Here is an 18958-nt window from a genome sequence, read left to right on the forward strand (position 1 = left end):
GAGGTGTCCGGCAAACGAAATAAAGTTGCCGGGTCAATCTTAAAAGTCGGGATGTGCCCTGATACCGATCGATGGCGACGCATAATCTGTGGCGAGGGAGCAAGCTCCCTCGCCACAGGTTTAGCGACGAGTCAGTGGCTGCTGAGCGAACTTCACACCCGCCAAGCCATGGGCAATCAACGCCCGGATATTGCCGTGGTCGCTGCCTTCGGGCGTAGCTACCACCGAGCGATAATGCTCGCCAAACGCCAACAGCGCTTCTTCATCGCTCAGACCTTCCAGCAGCGCCAGGCCCAGTGTCTTGCACGAGCCTTCGTTCTGCCCGGCTGCGTTTTCCACGCCACCGTTGTTGAAAGCCTGGGGCTGGTAGTCATAACCGGCGGCAATGAACGCCAGGGTGTCGGCGAAAACGTGTTCGCCACTCTTGAGGCTGGCGCGCAGGGTGTTCAAATCACTCATTGGGTTTTCCTTTGGCGAACGCCGCTTGTTGGTCGGCGCTGGCTTCTTTCTGGTATTGGGCTTTCCACTCGGCGTACGGCATGCCGTAAACCACTTCGCGGGCTTCATCGAGGCTGACGTCGATCTGGCGTTCGTCAGCGGCGGCCTTGTACCACTTGGACAGGCAGTTGCGGCAGAAACCCGAGAGGTTCATCAGGTCGATGTTCTGCACGTCCTTGCGGCTGTCCAGGTGGGCAACCAGCCGGCGAAAGGCGGCGGCTTCAAGTTCCAGGCGTTGTTGATCGTTCATGATGGGCTCTGTGCAATCAAATCGTGGCGCGGATGATAAAAGCCTGGCGAGCGATACGCCAGACGCGGTCAGCGGCTGGCAGCCAGGGTAATCGACACCGACTCGGCGAAGCGCAGGGCGTGGGGCTTGTCGACTTCGACTTCGGCATACAGCACCGACTCGTTGGTCATGATCAGGTCCAGCAGCTCCTGGGTCAGGCGCTCGAGCAGGGCAAAGCGATTGCCTTCCACGTGGGCAATGATCGCCTTGGTGATGGTGCGGTAGTTCAGCGCGTGATCGATGTCGTTGTCACGCACGGCGTCCTGGGCGGCATACAGGATGGTCAGGTTGATCAGCACATCCTGCTTGTTGAGGATTTCGTCCTCGTTGATCCCGATGAAAGTTCGCAAACACAGGTCCTTGACCCGGATGCGTGCCATTCCTGGTTGAAGTTGTGGCATTGCTACTTGCTCCGTCCAATCAATTGCAGGAACTCCTGGCGGGTGTTGCTCGACTCGCGGAAGGCACCGAGCATCACCGAGGTGTTCATGGTCGAATTCTGTTTCTCGACGCCGCGCATCATCATGCACATGTGCTGGGCTTCGATGACCACCGCGACACCGGCGGCATCGGTCACTTGCTGCACGGCCTCGGCGATTTGCCGGGTGAGGTTCTCCTGTATTTGCAGGCGGCGGGCGAACATATCCACAAGCCGTGCAATCTTCGACAGGCCCAGCACCTTGCCCGTTGGAATATAAGCCACATGCGCCTTGCCGATGAAGGGCAACATGTGATGTTCACACAGCGAGTACAACTCGATGTTGTCGACAATGATCATTTCATCGTTGTCGGAGGCGAACAGTGCGCCGTTGACGATCTCTTCGACGCTCTGTTCGTAACCGTGACACAGGTATTGCATGGCCTTGGCGGCGCGCAACGGGGTGTCTTGCAGCCCTTCGCGGTCGGGGTTTTCACCCAGGCCGATAAGGATCTCGCGATAGCTCTGGGACAGGGCGCTGTGGGGCAGGGATAACGTCATGGGGACATCCTCGCGGGGGCGGCTTATTTGACGTGCCGTCCGCCATTGACGGTCAGGGTCGTGCCGGTGACATAAGGGTTGTCGAGCAAATAGCGCAGGCTCTGGTAGATCACTTCGCTGCCGGGCTCGATGCCCAGTGCGGATTTGGCCAGGACCCTGGCGCGGTACGCCGCGTCGTCGTCGGGATTGAACAGTAGCAGGGCTGGCGCGATACCGTTGACCTTGATGTCTGGCGCGTACTTGGCGGCAAAGGACAGGGTCAGGCTGTCGAGCCCGGCTTTGCTGGCGCAGTAGCCGATGTGCTTGCTGCTGCCCTTGCGGGTCACGTCATCGCTGATGTGCACGATGTCGGCGGGGCTTGAGCGTCTGAGTAAATCGGCACAGTGCAGGTTGATCAGGTAGGGCGCCAGCATGTGCACGCTGAACATGCGGGTGAAGGCATTGGCTTCGGCGCCCGGGGTTTCGGCCAGCCATTCGGAGGCGTTGTGGACTATCGCCCGCAGGCTGTCGGTGTGGTTCTTCAATTCACCGATGAACGCGAGAATCCCGGCCTCGCTGGAAAAGTCCGCGAACACCGCTGTTGCTCCCAGATCGCGCAGGGTCTTTACGCCGGGGCGTTCGCTGCGGTAGCTGAAAATGACCGGATGGCCGTCTTCGAGCAAACGCTGCGCACAGTGCAGGCCGACACGCTGGCCGGCACCGGTGATGAGGATGGGGGCTGCGGAAGAGGTCATGAACGGCTCGCGTCGCGGTTAGAGCAAAACTATACCAGCGACGGGAGTCGTGCACCTACGCTCCTGCAAGAGTTACTGATTTTGGGTAGTAGGCGTTGCGGGCAACGGTTGTTGCGGTGCGGTGTTCAGCCAGCCGGCCAACAGATGGGTCGACAATGGAATGAAGAAATAAACCATCAGTGGTGTCAGGCACAGGGTGCTGACGAACACCCGGGCCAGCAATCCCGTTTCAGCCAATAACGGTCCCAGCACAAAGTTGAACAGCAGGGACACCGGAAAGAACGCCAGCCAGATCGCCACGGCCTGCTTCCAGCGTGGCGGGCGTTGCCCTACCGCACCGAACCAGCCATCGATGCCACTGACCCGATGCTCCGAAGGATGGGCAAACAGATTGCTGCCGCGTCCCAGCCAAGCGGTACGCGACGCGGAATGCTCCCAGGCGTGCAGGGTCTGCTCGTCGGCGAAGCGGAAAATAATCTGGAATTCGTCATCCTCGGGCGGCGGAGCGAGCACGCCAGAACCGAGATAGCCGGGGAAGTCGGTGGCCAGTTGCTCGCCTTCGCGCAACCAGGCCATCAGGTCCTGATAACGCCCATCGGCGACACGACGCGCAACCATCAGCGTGACGGGTGAAGTAGACATTGTGTATCTCCGTAAGGCAAACGCGTCGCTCCGGATAGGAGTTTCGCCAGGCACAGCGCCGGGGTAGTGGGCTGCGTCTTGGGACAAGCAAGGATTATTCCTGATTGTGTCTGGAACTTTCGTTCCAATTAGTTCAGCGACGTGTTGAATATCACTGGGGTATGAGAGTAAAAATGTATCAAAATATTAATATGGATCCAAAATCCCTGTGCTGACCGACATTGCGCCTGGCTTGCCCCCCATTACCTCCCTGATTCGAGAAGAGCTGTTCCCGATTCGTGAGGTCGCGCGGATGACAGGGGTCAACCCGGTCACGCTCCGAGCCTGGGAGCGACGCTACGGGTTGATACAGCCCACCCGCACCGAAAGCGGGCACCGCTTGTATTCGATGACCGATATCGAGCGTGTCCGCAGCATCCTCGGCTGGATCGAGCGCGGTGTCGCGGTAAGCAAGGTTGGCAAGATACTGGCCAAGACCGAACCGCTCCAGGTGCTGGAGCGGATCATTCCCGACGAGCTCGTTCAAGCCGACTACAGCCAATGGCAGCAGCAGGTCAAGGCGGCAGTGAGTGTTTTTGACGAAGTTCAGCTGGAACACGTCTACGGTCAGATCTTTTCCAGTTATCCGCTGACAGTTGTGTTTCAGGACATCCTGATTCCGATCTGGAAGCTATTGCTACAACGCCAAGATGCGTTCGGTCAGACCAGCGAGTGGCTTTTTCTGGATGGCTTTCTGCGGTCTCGAGTATTGCAACGCCTGCTGCTGGTGCGTGTCATGCAGCCGCGACGAGTGATTGTCTGCGCCTTGGCCGACCAATGTCGTGAGCTCGAAGTATTGGTCACGGCGCTCTATCTGAGCAGCATCGATTCGGCTATTCAGTTGTTGGCGATCGGGCAGCCCTTTGATGAGTTGATCCTGGTCTGTGAGAAGATCAAGCCCAGGGCGCTGGTGCTGATTTCCAATCACGCGCCGGCTGCCGAACTGCCTCGACGTTTGAACCGTCTGGCCATGGGCCTGGATTGTCAGCTGTTTCTGGCCGGGGATGCGTCCGACCTGGCGCAAGAAAGTCTGGCCGGGTCGTCGGTGGGTTGCCTTGGAAACGAGGGAGGGTTGATGCGCCAGCGTCTGAAACAGTTCCTGGCGGGAAACCTGGATACCTGAGATTCAAATATGCAAAGCAGGATGGGTCAGGCGATGTTGCTGAAGGATGTACTGACGCAGACGCTCGGTTTCGTCCTTGTCACTCTGGCTCAACTCGTAGGCGTAGAAACCTTGCTCGGTCTCACGCTCCAGGGTGCCGCGCAACGCAATCCGCTCATAGCCTGACGGGCTGAACCACAGCGCGAAGTGCTTTGGCGCTTTGGTCTTGTTGCGAACTTCCAGCAAAACCCCTTTGAACGATATTTCGTGCACCCACATCGTGCCGGGTTGCCCCTTGGCATTTTCCAGCGCCACTGGCTCTTCGAGCGGCAGGCGCCATGGCCGAATCATTGGCCCGTCTTCATAAATGCTGGGGACACCGAGGCGTAGATGCATTGCGTGAAACTCATCTTCCACCAGGTGCAGCGGGAAGGTCATTTGCTGATTTTCGAAAGTGGCCTGGATGGTGACTTGCTCATGAGCGGCCAGGCGTGTGAGCAAATCACGGATCTGCGAGCCGCCATTGACCAGCAAACTCGACGTCGCATCCCGCACATTGAGTTGCGGGTTGTGTTGCATGGTCTGGATAAAGTCCAGCTCATCCTGGGTCAGGAGTGCGTCGCGCTGCATGATTTGCTCGAAAGAAATAATTACAAAGTCATCGGTGATTGTAGTAAATGACCACTAATTCGCAGATTGGTTTGATCCGTTCGTCGACTTGAGATCAGCAAGTTCTGCCTGTACCTCGGCCAATTGCGCTTCCAGCTGTGCAACTCGCTGCTGTGCCCTGACCTGAACCGTGACGTCTTTCTGCACACCGACAAAATAGGTTTGTCCGTCGTGCGGGTTTTTTACCGTGGAAAGCGACAGTTCGTTCCAGAACGGGGTGCCGTCCTTGCGGTAATTCCTGAGAATTTCCCGGCAGGAACCGCCATTGCCCAACGCCTGGCGAATCAATGCGAGGGCGGGCTGATCCCGGTCTCCTGCCTGCAAAAAACGGCAATCCTGATAGAGGATTTCTTCACTGGTATAGCCCGTCAGGCGTTCGAACGCCGGGTTTACGTAAATCAGGATGTTGTCCTGTTCGCCTTCCTTTTCGGCAATCACGATGCCGTCGTTGGACGCGTCGATCACCATTTGCAGCAGTGAGGCATTGATCATCGCAGAGTCCTTTGCGTATTGATGGGTACGCTGCATTCTAAAAGATCAATGAGGGCTGTGCTGTTAATATCTTGGCCTTTTACTCAGCTTCAGGATCAGATTGATGAAAGTCGCCATCCTTTCCGGCTCGGTGTACGGCACGGCTGAAGAAGTCGCCCGCCACGCCGCAAGTCTATTGAACGCCGCCGGTTTCGAAACCTGGCACAACCCGCGCGCGACACTTGCCGATGTTCAGGCCTTTGGCCCAGAAGCATTTCTGGCGGTGACTTCGACCACCGGCATGGGTGAGTTGCCGGACAACCTGCAACCATTGTATTCGATGATCCGCGATCAATTGCCCGCCGCCTGGCGTGGCTTGCCGGGTGCCGTTATCGGGTTGGGCGACTCGAGTTACGGCGATACGTTCTGCGGTGGCGGTGAGCAAATGCGTGAGTTGTTCGGCGAACTGGGCGTGCATGAAGTGCTGCCGATGTTGCGTCTGGACGCCAGTGAAACGGTAACGCCGGAAACCGACGCCGAGCCTTGGCTGGCGGACCTGGTCAGCGCTCTGCGGGGCTGACCGGCTTTTATTGGCGGCAGTGTTCTGACATGGATCCAGGCTCCCCCGCGCACTGACTCGCTCGGCCACCAAGCTGGCTGCCAATGCAACTAGCCGATCTCCGGGGGCTGACTAGACTGCTGTAACGTCAGTGAACATTAAGAACCCAGAACAATAAAAAGAGATCCTTGCCGTGAGCGTAACCCCCATCCAGTCGCCACACAGTCTCCAGGATAAAGTCAGTGCCGCCGAGTGGCAGACCCGCGTCGACCTGGCGGCCTGTTATCGTCTGGTCGCCCTCCACGGCTGGGACGATCTGATCTTCACGCACATTTCAGCCAAGGTGCCAGGCACTGAAGACTTCCTGATCAACCCGTTCGGGATGATGTTCCATGAAATCACCGCGTCGAGCCTGGTCAAGGTCGATCAGGCCGGCAACAAATTGATGGACAGCCCCTACGAGATCAACCCGGCGGGTTACACCATCCACAGCGCGGTGCATGAAGTCCGGCATGACGTCGTGTGTGTGCTGCATACCCACACGGCGGCGGGGGTGGCGGTATCGGCGCAGAAACAGGGCATTTTGCCGATCAGTCAGCAGTCATTGTTCGTGCTGTCCAGCCTGGCTTATCACGCCTACGAAGGCGTGGCACTGAACCATGAAGAGAAGGCGCGGCTGCAAGCCGACCTGGGTGAAAACAACTTTCTGATGCTGCACAACCACGGTCTGCTGACCTGTGGTGGCACCATCGCCGACACGTTCCTGATGATGTTTACCTTTCAGCGCGCCTGCGAGATTCAGGTGCTGGCGCAGAACGGTGGCGCAGAGCTGATCGCCATCGAACCGCAGATTCTGGCGGGCGCCAAGGCGATGATCGCCGGCGTCACCAAAAGTGCTCAAGGGATGGGTGGCGCGCTGGCCTGGCCGGCGCTGCTGCGCAAACTCGATAAACAAGACCCGGGTTATAAACTCTAAATGGCACTCGCCGAAATTCCTCTGTGTGTCTGGCGTAAGCGCGGCCAGACGTTCGTCTTCCGCGGTCAGACCATCCGCTATTGGGCTGCGGGGCAGGGCGAGCCGCTGTTGTTGATCCATGGCTTCCCGACCGCCAGTTGGGACTGGCATTACCTGTGGCAGCCGCTGGCGCAGCGCTATCGGGTGATTGCCTGCGACATGCTTGGCTTCGGCGATTCGGCCAAACCGGTGAACCACAACTACAGCCTGCTGGAGCAGGCCGATCTGCAACAAGCGTTATTGGCGCACTTGAACGTCGAGCAACCCGTTCACGTGTTGGCACACGATTATGGCGACAGCGTGGCCCAGGAGCTCTTGGCCCGGCACTACGAAGCACGCGCTCATATCGCCAGTTGCGTGTTCCTCAATGGCGGGTTGTTTCCCGAAACCCATCGCCCGGTGTTGATGCAAAAACTCCTGCTAAGCCCCTTGGGCTGGATGATCGGGCTAGCTTTTACCCGTGACGCTCTGGTGAAGAGTTTCAAGCAGATTTTCGGTCCGCAGACCCGGCCCACCGAAAGTGAGCTGGATGATTTCTGGAGCCTGGTCGATAGCAATCACGGGCAGCGGATCATGCATAAATTGATCGGTTATATCCCGCAGCGGCGGGTCCAGCGTGAGCGTTGGGTCAGCGCCATGCAGCGCGGCGAGGTGCCGCTGCGCGTTATCGATGGTGAGGTCGATCCGGTTTCCGGTGCGCACATGGTGGCGCGCTATCGGCAACTGATTCCCACCCCGGACACTGTCCTGCTGTCCGAGATCGGCCATTACCCACAGATCGAAGCGCCGGCGCAGGTGCTCAAGCACTATCTGGAATTTCGCGATCAGTTGATTTCACCGCCGCTCAAGTTGGCGTGTTCCTGACTATCCCGCTGCCTTATCGCGCACCATTCAGCCGCCCCCGTGTTCATTGTGACCGGCAGCCCCGTGCCCGACACTCGCACTAATAGTCCCTGGCCTGCTGGAGTTCCCCATGAATGAGTCTGTGCGCTTCGAAGATAAAGTCGTGATTGTCACCGGTGCAGGCGGCGGCTTGGGGCGAGCGCATGCATTGCTGTTCGCCAAACAGGGTGCCAGAGTGCTGGTCAATGATCTCGGCGGCTCGGCTCAGGGTGAAGGCGCCAATGCATCGGCGGCTGATCGGGTGGTGGCGGAAATTCGTGAAGCGGGTGGCATCGCCGAGGCTAATCATGACTCTGTCACCGACGGAGACAAAATCGTCCAGCACGCCCTCGATACGTTCGGTCGTATCGATGTCGTGGTGAACAACGCCGGCATCCTGCGCGACAAGACCTTTCACAAAATGGACGACAGCGATTGGGACCTGGTTTACCGCGTTCACGTCGAAGGCGCCTACAAGGTCACTCGCGCCGCCTGGCCACACATGCGTGAGCAAAACTATGGCCGCGTGATCTTCACCGCGTCGACCTCGGGCATCTATGGCAACTTCGGGCAGTCAAACTATGGCATGGCCAAACTCGGCCTCTACGGCCTGACCCGCACACTGGCTATCGAGGGCCGCAAGAACAATATCCTGGTCAATGCCATCGCCCCCACGGGTGGCACCCGCATGACCGAAGGCCTGATCCCGCCGCAAGTATTCGAGCAACTCAAACCGGAACTGGTCAGCCCATTGGTGGTGTACCTGGGCAGCGAGCAATGCCAGGAAACGTCGGGGCTGTTCGAGGTCGGTGGCGGCTGGATGGGCAAGGTGCGCTGGGAGCGCAGCCTGGGCGCCGGGTTCGATCCGCGGGTCGGTTTCTCGCCGGAGGATGTGGCGGCGCATTGGCAGCAGATCTGCGATTTCGAAGGCGCGGCGCATCCGAAGGACAACATTGAGGCGCTGAAGGAAATGATGGGGAACTTGCAGAAGTATTCCCTCTGACGCTGATTGCGCGACATCTGGCGGGGCTTGCCTGAGCCCCGTCATCTCCTCCCGACTACTCCCTGCCTGAAAACCTTTCGCCCATAAAAAAGGCCGCTGCAAACGCAGCGGCCAAAGTAAGACGTGGATCCAGGAGCTACAAATCAACGTCAGTGAACACAGGGCGATGAGTCGAAAAAATACGCTTCAAATCATCTGGATTCTGTCGCCAACGGGGTGGTCTATCATCCCCGTTCTTTGTGCTTTCGGGCCGTTTTCCGTGAAAGCCAGGCAAGAATAAGGTATTGATCACAAAGGAAAAATAGCGATTTCTGACATGCACTGTTACAGTCTTGGCAACAGTCTTCGGCTGACCTTTTGTAACAGCTGCCGCTAGCTGCGCCAGCTGTTACACATCCAACTTCAACCATGTCCCATGCACTGCACTGATAACCCTCCATCCAGCCCATCCATACCCCGCGCAAAACCCCGCCCCATGCGGGCCTTCATCCTTTGGAGGTACATCGCGAATACCTCCTTGGTGCGCTTATCGCTCCCGGCGAGCGGCAGTAGGGTGGGGTCTTCTGTCACTCACCGGGGAAGACGCATGACAAAAACAACAATGCGCGCCATCTTCAAACCGCAAGCGCTGGCCGCTGCGGTGGCCTTGGGCTGCTGTGCCCAGGCGCAGGCTGTTTCATTCAACATCGGCGAAATCGAGGGGCAGTTCGATTCCTCGTTGTCCGTCGGCGCGAGCTGGGGCATGCGCGATGCCGACAAGTCGCTGGTGGGTACCGTCAATGGCGGGACAGGCCAGTCTTCGACCGGTGATGACGGACGCCTGAACTTCAAGAAAGGCGAAACCTTCTCCAAGATCTTCAAGGGCATCCACGACCTCGAATTGAAGTACGGCGACACCGGCGTGTTCGTCCGTGGCAAGTACTGGTACGACTTCGAGCTCAAAGACGAAGACCGCGAGTTCAAGCAGATCAGCGACAGCGGTCGCAAGGAAGGCGCCAAGTCTTCCGGGACGGAGCTTCTCGATGCCTTCGTTTATCACAACTATTCCATCGCCGATCTGCCGGGCACCGTGCGTGCCGGTAAACAGGTGGTCAGCTGGGGTGAAAGCACCTTCATCGGTAACTCGATCAACAGCATCAACCCGGTCGACGTTTCGGCGTTCCGGCGTCCCGGCGCTGAGATCAAGGAAGGCCTGATTCCGGTCAACATGTTGTTCGCTTCCCAGGGCTTGACCGATCAACTCACGGTGGAAGGTTTCTACCAACTGGAGTGGGACCAGACCGTCGTAGACAACTGCGGCACCTTCTTCGGTAACGACGTGGTGGCGGACGGTTGCAACAACAACTACACCGTCGGCAGCCCGGCGATTGCACCGCTTGCACCACTGGCGGCAGCCTTTGGCCAACCTATCCAGGTCACCCGTGAGGGCGTGATCGTGCCCCGTGGCGGTGACCGCGATGCACGGGATTCGGGGCAGTGGGGCGCGGCTTTGCGCTGGCTCGGTGACGACACCGAATACGGCCTCTACTTCATGAACTACCACAGTCGCACACCGACCGTCGGCACCACCACCGCCGGGCTGTCCACATTGGCCAGCCTGCCGGGCATGGTCAGCACTGCCAACCGTCTGGCCCCGGGCAGCGGTTCGGGCCTGGCGCAAAGCGTAATGCTCGGGCGCGGCCAGTACTACCTCGAATACCCGGAAGACATTCGCCTGTACGGTGCGAGTTTTTCCACCACGTTGCCCACCGGTACTGCCTGGACCGGCGAAATCAGCTACCGGCCTAACGCTCCGGTGCAGGTCAACACCAACGACCTGACCCTGGCGTTGCTCAACCCGATCGCCGGCGGCGCGGCATCGCCTGTTGCGACCCGGCCTGGCGCCGACAATACCGGTTACCGCCGCAAGGAAGTGACCCAGGTGCAAAGCACCCTGACGCACTTCTTCGATCAAGTGCTGGGCGCCCAGCGGCTGACCCTGGTCGGTGAAGCGGCGATGGTCCATGTCGGTGGTCTGGAGCCGCGGAGCAAGCTGCGTTACGGCCGTGATTCGGTCTACGGCCAGTACGGTTTCGGTGGCGATACCGACGGCTTCGTCACCTCGACCTCCTGGGGCTATCGCGCCCGGGCGATCCTCGATTACGCCAACGTGATTGGCGGGATCAACCTCAAACCCAACCTGTCCTGGTCCCATGACGTCGCTGGCTACGGCCCCAACGGGCTGTTCAACGAAGGCGCCAAGGCGATCAGCGTCGGTGTCGATGCCGACTACCGCAACACCTATACCGCAAGCTTGAGTTACACCGACTTTTTCGGCGGGAATTACAACACCCTGACCGACCGCGACTTCCTGGCGCTGAGCTTCGGCGTGAACTTCTGATCTGGCTGAGAAGGATGATGTTAATGCGCAAGATGATTCTGCAATGCGGCGCTCTGGCACTAAGTCTGTTGGCCGCCAACGTGATGGCTGCGGTCTCGCCGGAAGAGGCCAATAAGCTCGGCACCACCCTCACGCCGCTGGGCGCCGAGAAGGCCGGCAACGCCGATGGCTCGATCCCGGCCTGGACCGGTGGCATCCCGAAAAACGCTGGCGCGGTCGACAGCAAAGGCTTCCTGGCTGACCCGTTCGCCAGTGAAAAGCCGCTGTTCACCATCACCGCTGCAACGGTCGACAAGTACAAGGACAAGCTTTCGGACGGTCAGGTGGCGATGTTCAAGCGCTACCCGGAAACCTACAAGATTCCGGTCTACCCAACCCACCGTACTGTGGCCGTGCCGCCGGAAATCTACGAGTCGGCCAAGCGCAGCGCGCTGAACGTAACCAGCATCAACGACGGTAACGGCCTGGCCAATTTCACCGGCAATCGCTATTACGCGTTCCCGATTCCGAAGAATGGCGTCGAAGTGCTGTGGAACCACATCACCCGTTACCACGGCGGTAATCTGCGACGGATCATCACCCAGGTGACCCCGCAGACCAACGGCAGCTACACGCCGATTCGCTTCGAGGAAGAGATCGCCGTACCGCAACTGATGAAGGACCTGGACCCGGACAAAGCCGCCAATGTGCTGACCTTCTTCAAACAGTCGGTAACCGCGCCGGCGCGGCTGGCGGGTAACGTATTGCTGGTGCATGAAACCCTCGACCAGGTGAAAGAGCCGCGACTGGCGTGGATCTACAACGCCGGTCAACGTCGAGTGCGCCGTGCACCGCAAGTGGCCTACGACGGACCAGGCACCGCCGCTGACGGCCTGCGGACTTCGGATAACTTCGATATGTTCTCCGGTGCGCCAGATCGCTACGACTGGAAACTGATCGGCAAAAAGGAAATGTACATTCCCTATAACAGCTACAAACTCGATTCGCCGAGCCTCAAGTACGATGACGTGGTGAAAGCCGGGCACATCAACCAGGACCTGACCCGCTACGAGTTGCACCGGGTCTGGGAAGTGGTCGGCACGGTCAAGCCGAGTGAGCGGCACATCTACGCCAAACGCCACATGTACCTCGACGAAGACAGCTGGCAAGTGGCGCTGGTGGACCACTACGACGGTCGCGGCCAACTGTGGCGAGTGGCCGAAGGTCACGCCCAGTACTACTACGATCACCAGACTCCGGCCTACACCCTCGAGGCGCTCTACGACATCATCGCTGGCCGATACATTGCCCTGGGAATGAAGAACGAAGAGAAGCACAGTTTCATATTTGGCTTTGACGCCAAGGCTGCCGACTACACACCGTCGGCTCTGCGCGCCGAGGGCGTTCGGTAAGGGTTTTGATACATTGGCATCACAAAAGGCGACCGGTGGGTCGCCTTTTTTATGGGCGCCAATCAGCGCGCTGAATACCTCTCAACAAGCGGGTTGGAGAGGGTTAGGGTTGTCGGACAATTATAAAAAGGCACGCTGCAATGACCGCCATGACCCCGTGTCTGGACCGTTCTGGATTCCTGCCCCGCCTGTCCTCTCATCACTTGTCGCGGGCTCGCTTGACCGAGCCGCTACTGACCTCCACGGCCCGGGTGAAATTACTTTGCGCCCCCGCCGGCAGCGGCAAGAGTGCGCTGCTCGCCGAGTGCCTGTTGCGGGCGCCATCCCGGTGCCGGGTGCATTGGCTGCCCTTGTCTGGCGTGGTGTCGAGCGCGGCCGATTTTCGTCATCGTCTGGCTGAGGCGCTGGGGTTGGCCTCGTCGGGTGAAACCGAATTGCTGAGCAATCTGGCGCGATTGCAGACGCCGACCTGGCTGTTCCTCGATGACTACTGCCGTCTGCCGAACCCGGAGCTGGACTCGTTGCTGGATCGCATGTTGGCGATCGGCAGCCCGATGCTGACCTGGTGGCTCGGCACTCGCCGCCGGCCGCAATGCAACTGGCCACGGCTGTTGCTTGATGATGAATTGTACGAGTGCGAGAGCGCTTCGCTGGCTTTTACTTCAGGTGAAGTGGAGCAGCTGTTGCGTCCCTGGGTGCCGGATCAGGCCAACAAGGTGGCCAGTCGGGTCATCCAGCGCACCGGCGGCTGGTGTGCCGGTGTGCGGATCGCACTGTTGCAGAAGTGCGACTGGTCGCGTCAGGACACTCCCCAGGGACGGGCGGACACTTTGCTCGATTATCTGGAGCACGAGTTGTTCAGCTCGCTGACGCCTGAGTTGAGCGAGGCCTGGCGCGTGCTGGCCCACTTGCCACGCTTCAATGCCCGACTGTGCGATCACCTGTTTGGGGCCGGGGAGGGCGCGCAGTACCTGAGGACCTTGCAAGCACTGGGTTGTTTTATCGAACCCTGGCGCGACTCCACCGACTGGTTGCAGGTTTTCACCCCGTTCACCCAATTGCTGCGCGATGAGCAATGGCCGGCCGGACGCTCCTGGCATCGACGGGCCTGCCAGTGGTTCTGCGCCGAGCAGGACTGGAAATCAGCCTTCGAACAGGCATTGCTCGCCGAGGAATACGAAGTGGCGGTCAGCCTGTTGCAGCACTTCAGTTTCGAGCATCTGTTCGAGGAGCAGACAGTGGTGCTGTTGTTGCGTCTGCATGAGCAACAAGGCGAGGAGCTGATGCTCGGCTCGCCGCAACTGATCGGGCTGATCACGGCGGCATCGCTGTTTGCGGGGCGGTTTGAGCAAGCCGGAGCCTGTATCGAGCAGCTGTCGCGATTCGTCCCGCAGCCGTCGGCGATTCTGCAACGGCAGCTGATCGCACGGTGGCAGGCCCAGCAGGGTTGGCTGTTGCATTTGCAGGGGCGGATGGAGGGCTCGCGTGCGCATTTTCTCGATGCGCTGAAGGACCTTGGTCCCGAACTCTGGACTGTACGTGTGATGTGCTTGTCGGGGCTGACCCAGCAAGCATTGCTGCGTGGGGAGCTGGAAGTCGCCCAGGCAATGAATCGTGAAGCGTTGTGCCTGGCACGTGCGCAAGGTTCACTGGTTTTCGAAGGACTGCTGGAACTGGACCATGCGCAATTGCTGGAGCAGCGTGGTGCTCTCCAACGTGCCGAGGACTTGCTTGCCAATGTTCACGCCATGTTCACCAGGCAGCAACGCGATGCCGAACCTTTGCTCGGACGACTGGCGTTGCAGCGTGGCCGTTTGAATCTGTCCCTGGGACGCGATGCACAGGCGAGCGAGTTGTTTGAAAGTGGCTTGCGGATCTGCCTGCGCAATCACGACAAGCGGGTGCTGTACGGTTTTCTGGGGCTTGCGCAATTGGCGGCCAATCAACGTGACTATGACTTGGCATTTGCTCATCTGCGCGATGCTGAACGGTTGATGCAGCAGCGGCAGAGTCCTGACACCGTTTATCGTGGCGTACTGCTGCAAGTCAGCAGCCATTTCTGGCTGCAGCAGGGCCGGCCAGAACTCGCCTGTGAGGCGCTGAGTCGCGTCTTGCGCCACTATCTGGGCCAGGCGCGGCAAGCACCTCCGGCAACTTTGCTGCTGATTGCCCGGATTGAGTACCTGCTGGTGTTGGCCCAAGTCTATTTGCACCGGAGCGAGGCCCCATTGAACATCCTCGCTCGCCTGCTTGATCAGTCGAAGCGCTCCGCTCAGTTGACGCTGGAGGTGGAACTGTTGTTCGCCAGGGCCGAAGTCGCCTGGTTGAATAGTGACCTGGTCAGTGCCAACGAGTTTTTACGCAGTGGATTAAATCTGGTGGAGCGATGTGGTTTGCGGCAGGCGCTGCGCGAACTTCAATTACGCCAGCCTGACCTGCTGTCGGCACTGGGAATGACGGAGCCGAACATTGAAGGCGTGGCATATACAGGAGGTAATAATCCGCTTAGTCAGCGCGAGGTCGAAGTACTAAAGTTGATTGCGTTGGGTAATTCGAATCAACAGATTGCCGAGCAATTATTCATCTCGTTACATACGGTCAAAACGCATGCTCGACGCATTCACGGTAAGTTGGGCGTTGAGCGCAGAACTCACGCAGTTGCCCAAGCACGATTGCTTGGGTTGTTGGCGTGATGTAACAATTGATTGGCTGTTTGTGGCACGACATTGTTGTCGCTGCAACATAAGTCGAAAAGAAATTCGACTGTGATGTTGGTTTTTTTTGATTTAGTTTCGCTGAAAGTTGGTGTGTGCAAAGTGCGCCGCTTTCAATTGACTAAATCAGGATTATGTATTTATGGAAGGTAATAAACTCGAATCGGTTTCAAATAAATTTATCGGCGTAAACGAGGCCGTTGAACAATTGTCCGAGCAATTGAGCCTCATCCCGTCATTTGCGTCTTTGCTACAAGATTGTCTGGCGGAGGACATGTGGCGGTTGGTGCCGGAACTCTATGTTTCCAGGGTGTTTATCAATTATCGCGGTGCTGCGACTGCCCAAGAGCCGACAGGCTCACTGAATAATGTATTGATGGAGTGTCTGCTGCGCGGAAGTGCACCGGATTATAATCCAGACCAATATGGTGTGTACGATTGGCTGAACGATACGGACGAAAGCGCCCGACACGCTGATCTGGATATTGGGACAGTGAGTCAATTTATCGCCGAATTGCTCCGGACGTTGCCTGCAAAGTTTGTCGTGGCGCTGGATCAGTACTGGGCACGTAATATGGGCAACAACGTGATGCGTAAAGGCCTTCTGCGAAGTTATGCAGTCAAACTCTTCTGGCAGGAATTGAATAGCGTAACGCAAGAGGGCGGTGTCACACCGGAAGACAAAAAAAAGATTTTCGCGTTGACCGGTCCTCTGGTTCCCAGCGCATTTTATGGCGTTGCTGTCCAACTGCACGATGGCGTCTTCAAAACATTGGCTTCGGCTTTTGTCATGCGTCTGGATGGTCAGTCGTCAGGGGCAATTGTTCCTGCGGCGGACAGTGCCATGATTTTATATACGGCGAACGCAGGGGTGGAAAAGTTCGCTACGTCGGCAGCGCTGCATCAAGAAGTCCGGAAACGCCTGAGTACGCCAGCGAGTCGTGGCGAATTGCTGAAGGACTTGGCAGTTGAAGACGCGCAGAAGGTCGAGGCTGATCCAGAGATTCGTTATCCACGAATTGATACGGATGTATTCGGTGTTGGCACAGACGCGCTGTTGGCAAAGCAACGTGCTGACATCAGTCGTCAACTCAAGGGGTTGAGTGGCTCGCGCACGGACAAGGAGAATGTGATCCGAGAAGTTAACGCCCTCCTGCCCTTGAAGGAGCTGCTTGAAAATGCGAAACATCGCACCGCCGCGCTGATCAAGTTGATCAGTAAAAATGCGTGGCCTGAATGGTTGAAGCGCAGTAGCGAAAGGGACCAGAAGATTTATGTCGATCTGGAGCGCACCCTGCTTCAAAGTGAAGTAGATCTGCATCAACGAGTGGGTCATGTCGCGTCGCTGAAAGCCTATACACGAAACAGTGTTCAAGACTTTATTTTTCGGCGTGCTGCACTGCATGTCGATCCTGATTTTGTCCTCGTGACCTTGAACTACAATTTCCGTATGGGCGTGAAGGAAATCAGGCATCAAGAAACGAAAACGTTAACCGAACTTTTTATGTACGGTTTGCATGATAAAGCCGCCCGCTATCAGCTCAAGATCAACGGCGAACATGCGCGGGATTTGACCCCTTCATTCATCGAGTCGGCCATCGAAACGCTCGATGTGCGGATGAAGTACGCAGCGCTGCGGAACGCTGCCTATAAAGAGCCAGAAGTACAAGACGCTATCCATGAAAACCTGGCAAGAGTGACGGCCTTGTCGGTATTCGCCGCCGGGCTGCAAGGTCATTTGAAGGCGCAAAGTCTGGATATGGTGAAACGTTGCAGTCTCGGCGATACATCATTGACCACTCATGGTCTTTCTTTTCGTGATGATTATCAGGCATTCAAGGAACTCACCGTTTATACGTCTAAAAGCAATGGTGCGCTTGTTCCTTGTGTGCTATATGCGCCAGGCGCTCCGGAAGGTAAAGACTGGTTTGAATTCGATAATGTTTGGTTGCTCAAGGAGCACGTTGCGAAATGGGTGCTTGTTCCAGGCGGTAAGGATTACTTGATCGATCAATGCCACTTGAAGGATCGCAGCAAGCTGGATGACGAAATAAATAAATCTGGAGCAGCGGCCATAGCTGGTCAAGGGTCAAGAATCAATACCGTTACATGGCTGTCTCTTCCCCAAAGACGCTTCGAAGACAGTGTCAGGCAGTTACTGGCATGGGCGCAGTACGAGGTCGAATTTGTTACGCCTGGTTGGTTCAGGCAAGCGAAGCTGTCTGAACGGCAATGCCTGGCTCGACTGACTACTGAACAAAGCGCCATTTATGAACTGGCGAAAGATAAGGTGAATGTACAGCCGTTTCAGGTGTTTGCTCGGGAATTGGTGAAAAAGCGAGTCAATGACTATTTACGTCGCTCGGGGCCACACCCGGAAATCGATCCGGACCAGGTTGAGATCACAATTGCAGGTCATCAGCCAATGACCCTGACTCAACTGTTTATTAATTGGGAAATCTGGCGCAGCGACACCAGTTCTTTTGTAAAGGCTCTTGCGTGGTTTGACACGGTGGTCAAAAGTCTGGTCAATGTTCGTGATCAATTGAGAACGGCTACGTTCAGGTCAAGAGACGGCACCTCGGTGGGAAGGCTGAGTGCAACAGTGATCAACGACTTGATTGGAGTGTTGCCAGGGGATCAATACATCGATTATTTGAAGCGCACTTTCCTCAATCCCGGGGTCGGAGATCTCTCAACAAGACCTGAGGTGTATGGCAAGCTCAAGCAAAACAAACTCCAGTTCGATGCTCTGACTCAGAGAATGCAAGGCAATTTGAGCGTGGAGCAATATACCTGGCTGAATGCGGTGCTCGAAGAGTTGCACATTACTGCAAATACTGCCAATGGCGAAGTCTACAGGTTTGTCGTCAACGGCAAGCGCGTTGAAGGTGGGTACGTCTTTGCTCGCAAAGGCACAACTGAAAAGATTATTTATCTGCCAGCGGCTTACGATGGCAAGAACTTTGTTTCACTGGAATCTTATGCCGCGGAACTGAAGATGCACGCGCGATGGGATATTGTTAAAAGTGTCCGAAGTAGAGATCAAGAGGTTGTGCGCGCTTATTTGTTCGAGGTTCTGAAGGGATACCATGATTTCACGCTAACACCCGGACGGCCTATCCGCTTATCGGATGACTACGCGCCGATGATCGAGCTTTTCATCGCCGAGACGGATGACCAGACGACCAGTCTTTCCGAAGCATTCTGGCGCGACACGCTAATTGTTGCCGAATTTGCGGTGGACATTGTTTCGCTCTTCATTCCACCGGTCGGGGTCGCAGCCACGTTATTGAAGGCAACGCGATCAATTGTGCTAGGGGTAATCGCTCACCACAACGGGTATGAAAAACAGGCAAACGGGCATTTTTCAGCTGCATGGGTCGGGTTGATTTCTCTCTATGTGGGTACCGTTGCGGGCATTGGCGGTGCAAATGCCGGCCTGAGTCTCCTTTCCAGAATCAACGATTTTGCCGGAATCGTTTCAACCGTTACCGGTGTTGAGGTCGGCGTAAATTATCTGACCTATGTGGCGGGTCGGTCTCTCGCGAATACAACCGGTTCGGTAACAACCTCTATTCGCTGAGCAGG

Annotated in this window: 17 protein-coding genes; 9 read left to right on the top strand and 8 right to left on the bottom strand. The window is 57.3% G+C overall.

All coding sequences use genetic code 11. The features are described 5' to 3' along the window. Positions 1–120: 120 nt before the first annotated feature. From AC07V0_RS06740 to AC07V0_RS06765, 6 genes are all read right to left on the bottom strand, one after another. Positions 121–459: a HopJ type III effector protein gene (locus AC07V0_RS06740; RefSeq protein WP_018927180.1), complete on the bottom strand. Its 339-nt coding sequence runs from the start codon at positions 457–459 to the stop codon at positions 121–123. Beyond that, entirely contained in the window at positions 452–748 is a 297-nt protein-coding gene (locus tag AC07V0_RS06745; protein WP_018927179.1) for a DUF1244 domain-containing protein, read from the bottom strand. Before AC07V0_RS06745 ends, AC07V0_RS06740 begins: the two co-directional genes overlap by 8 nt. A 68-nt stretch (positions 749–816) precedes the next feature. Beyond that, a complete protein-coding gene (folX, locus tag AC07V0_RS06750) occupies positions 817–1188 on the bottom strand; it encodes a dihydroneopterin triphosphate 2'-epimerase (protein ID WP_086944710.1) in 372 nt (123 codons plus the stop codon). A gap of 2 nt (positions 1189–1190) precedes the next feature. Continuing rightward, entirely contained in the window at positions 1191–1766 is a 576-nt protein-coding gene (folE, locus tag AC07V0_RS06755; protein WP_018927177.1) for a GTP cyclohydrolase I FolE, read from the bottom strand. A gap of 23 nt (positions 1767–1789) precedes the next feature. Further along, entirely contained in the window at positions 1790–2500 is a 711-nt protein-coding gene (gene folM / locus AC07V0_RS06760; RefSeq protein ID WP_018927176.1) for a dihydromonapterin reductase, read from the bottom strand. 72 nt (positions 2501–2572) lie between these two features. After that, a complete protein-coding gene (locus AC07V0_RS06765) occupies positions 2573–3142 on the bottom strand; it encodes an antibiotic biosynthesis monooxygenase (RefSeq protein WP_019647675.1) in 570 nt (189 codons plus the stop codon). 202 nt (positions 3143–3344) lie between these two features. On the opposite strand from AC07V0_RS06765, the gene AC07V0_RS06770 reads away from it, so the two are divergent. Next, positions 3345–4304: a MerR family transcriptional regulator gene (locus tag AC07V0_RS06770; RefSeq protein WP_173861134.1), complete on the top strand. Its 960-nt coding sequence runs from the start codon at positions 3345–3347 to the stop codon at positions 4302–4304. Between the two features lie 3 nt (positions 4305–4307). Here the strand turns inward: AC07V0_RS06770 and AC07V0_RS06775 are convergent, their stop codons facing one another. After that, complete coding sequence (locus tag AC07V0_RS06775; protein ID WP_007942172.1) at positions 4308–4913, bottom strand: hypothetical protein; 606 nt, start codon at positions 4911–4913, stop codon at positions 4308–4310. 54 nt (positions 4914–4967) lie between these two features. Beyond that, the gene (locus tag AC07V0_RS06780) at positions 4968–5444 is read right to left on the bottom strand and encodes a PAS domain-containing protein (protein WP_018927172.1); all 477 of its coding nucleotides are present in this window, start codon (positions 5442–5444) and stop codon (positions 4968–4970) included. A gap of 103 nt (positions 5445–5547) precedes the next feature. Between AC07V0_RS06780 and AC07V0_RS06785 the strand changes: the two genes are divergently transcribed. The 8 genes from AC07V0_RS06785 to AC07V0_RS06820 all read left to right on the top strand — a co-directional run bounded on the left by AC07V0_RS06785 (position 5548) and on the right by AC07V0_RS06820 (position 18953). Continuing rightward, positions 5548–6003, top strand: coding sequence for a flavodoxin (locus tag AC07V0_RS06785; RefSeq protein ID WP_064620259.1), 456 nt, complete (start codon positions 5548–5550; stop codon positions 6001–6003). A 172-nt stretch (positions 6004–6175) separates the two neighbouring features. Further along, entirely contained in the window at positions 6176–6958 is a 783-nt protein-coding gene (locus AC07V0_RS06790; protein ID WP_018927170.1) for a class II aldolase/adducin family protein, read from the top strand. Beyond that, the gene (locus tag AC07V0_RS06795; RefSeq protein WP_018927169.1) at positions 6959–7861 is read left to right on the top strand and encodes an alpha/beta fold hydrolase; all 903 of its coding nucleotides are present in this window, start codon (positions 6959–6961) and stop codon (positions 7859–7861) included. It begins immediately after the preceding gene. Between the two features lie 109 nt (positions 7862–7970). Continuing rightward, positions 7971–8882 (top strand): SDR family oxidoreductase, encoded by a 912-nt coding sequence (locus AC07V0_RS06800; protein ID WP_086944712.1) that lies wholly within the window; start codon positions 7971–7973, stop codon positions 8880–8882. A 586-nt stretch (positions 8883–9468) separates the two neighbouring features. Beyond that, a complete protein-coding gene (locus AC07V0_RS06805; protein ID WP_086944713.1) occupies positions 9469–11262 on the top strand; it encodes a DUF1302 domain-containing protein in 1794 nt (597 codons plus the stop codon). Between the two features lie 23 nt (positions 11263–11285). Further along, the gene (locus AC07V0_RS06810; protein ID WP_018927165.1) at positions 11286–12653 is read left to right on the top strand and encodes a DUF1329 domain-containing protein; all 1368 of its coding nucleotides are present in this window, start codon (positions 11286–11288) and stop codon (positions 12651–12653) included. A gap of 140 nt (positions 12654–12793) precedes the next feature. After that, positions 12794–15346, top strand: coding sequence for a LuxR C-terminal-related transcriptional regulator (locus tag AC07V0_RS06815; RefSeq protein ID WP_086944714.1), 2553 nt, complete (start codon positions 12794–12796; stop codon positions 15344–15346). A 163-nt stretch (positions 15347–15509) separates the two neighbouring features. Continuing rightward, complete coding sequence (locus tag AC07V0_RS06820) at positions 15510–18953, top strand: dermonecrotic toxin domain-containing protein (RefSeq protein ID WP_495019541.1); 3444 nt, start codon at positions 15510–15512, stop codon at positions 18951–18953. Positions 18954–18958 lie beyond the last annotated feature (5 nt).

It is taken from the genome of Pseudomonas sp. GW821-FHT01E10, from assembly GCF_059422365.1.

Coding starts and splice junctions, on each gene's coding strand:
- AC07V0_RS06740 (WP_018927180.1), bottom strand. CDS start 459: ATGAGTGATTTGAACACCCTGCGCGCCAGCCTCAAGAGTGGCGAACAC.
- AC07V0_RS06745 (WP_018927179.1), bottom strand. CDS start 748: ATGAACGATCAACAACGCCTGGAACTTGAAGCCGCCGCCTTTCGCCGG.
- folX (WP_086944710.1), bottom strand. CDS start 1,188: ATGCCACAACTTCAACCAGGAATGGCACGCATCCGGGTCAAGGACCTG.
- folE (WP_018927177.1), bottom strand. CDS start 1,766: ATGACGTTATCCCTGCCCCACAGCGCCCTGTCCCAGAGCTATCGCGAG.
- folM (WP_018927176.1), bottom strand. CDS start 2,500: ATGACCTCTTCCGCAGCCCCCATCCTCATCACCGGTGCCGGCCAGCGT.
- AC07V0_RS06765 (WP_019647675.1), bottom strand. CDS start 3,142: ATGTCTACTTCACCCGTCACGCTGATGGTTGCGCGTCGTGTCGCCGAT.
- AC07V0_RS06775 (WP_007942172.1), bottom strand. CDS start 4,913: ATGCAGCGCGACGCACTCCTGACCCAGGATGAGCTGGACTTTATCCAG.
- AC07V0_RS06780 (WP_018927172.1), bottom strand. CDS start 5,444: ATGATCAATGCCTCACTGCTGCAAATGGTGATCGACGCGTCCAACGAC.
- AC07V0_RS06785 (WP_064620259.1), top strand. CDS start 5,548: ATGAAAGTCGCCATCCTTTCCGGCTCGGTGTACGGCACGGCTGAAGAA.
- AC07V0_RS06795 (WP_018927169.1), top strand. CDS start 6,959: ATGGCACTCGCCGAAATTCCTCTGTGTGTCTGGCGTAAGCGCGGCCAG.
- AC07V0_RS06800 (WP_086944712.1), top strand. CDS start 7,971: ATGAATGAGTCTGTGCGCTTCGAAGATAAAGTCGTGATTGTCACCGGT.
- AC07V0_RS06805 (WP_086944713.1), top strand. CDS start 9,469: ATGACAAAAACAACAATGCGCGCCATCTTCAAACCGCAAGCGCTGGCC.
- AC07V0_RS06810 (WP_018927165.1), top strand. CDS start 11,286: ATGCGCAAGATGATTCTGCAATGCGGCGCTCTGGCACTAAGTCTGTTG.
- AC07V0_RS06815 (WP_086944714.1), top strand. CDS start 12,794: ATGACCGCCATGACCCCGTGTCTGGACCGTTCTGGATTCCTGCCCCGC.
- AC07V0_RS06820 (WP_495019541.1), top strand. CDS start 15,510: ATGGAAGGTAATAAACTCGAATCGGTTTCAAATAAATTTATCGGCGTA.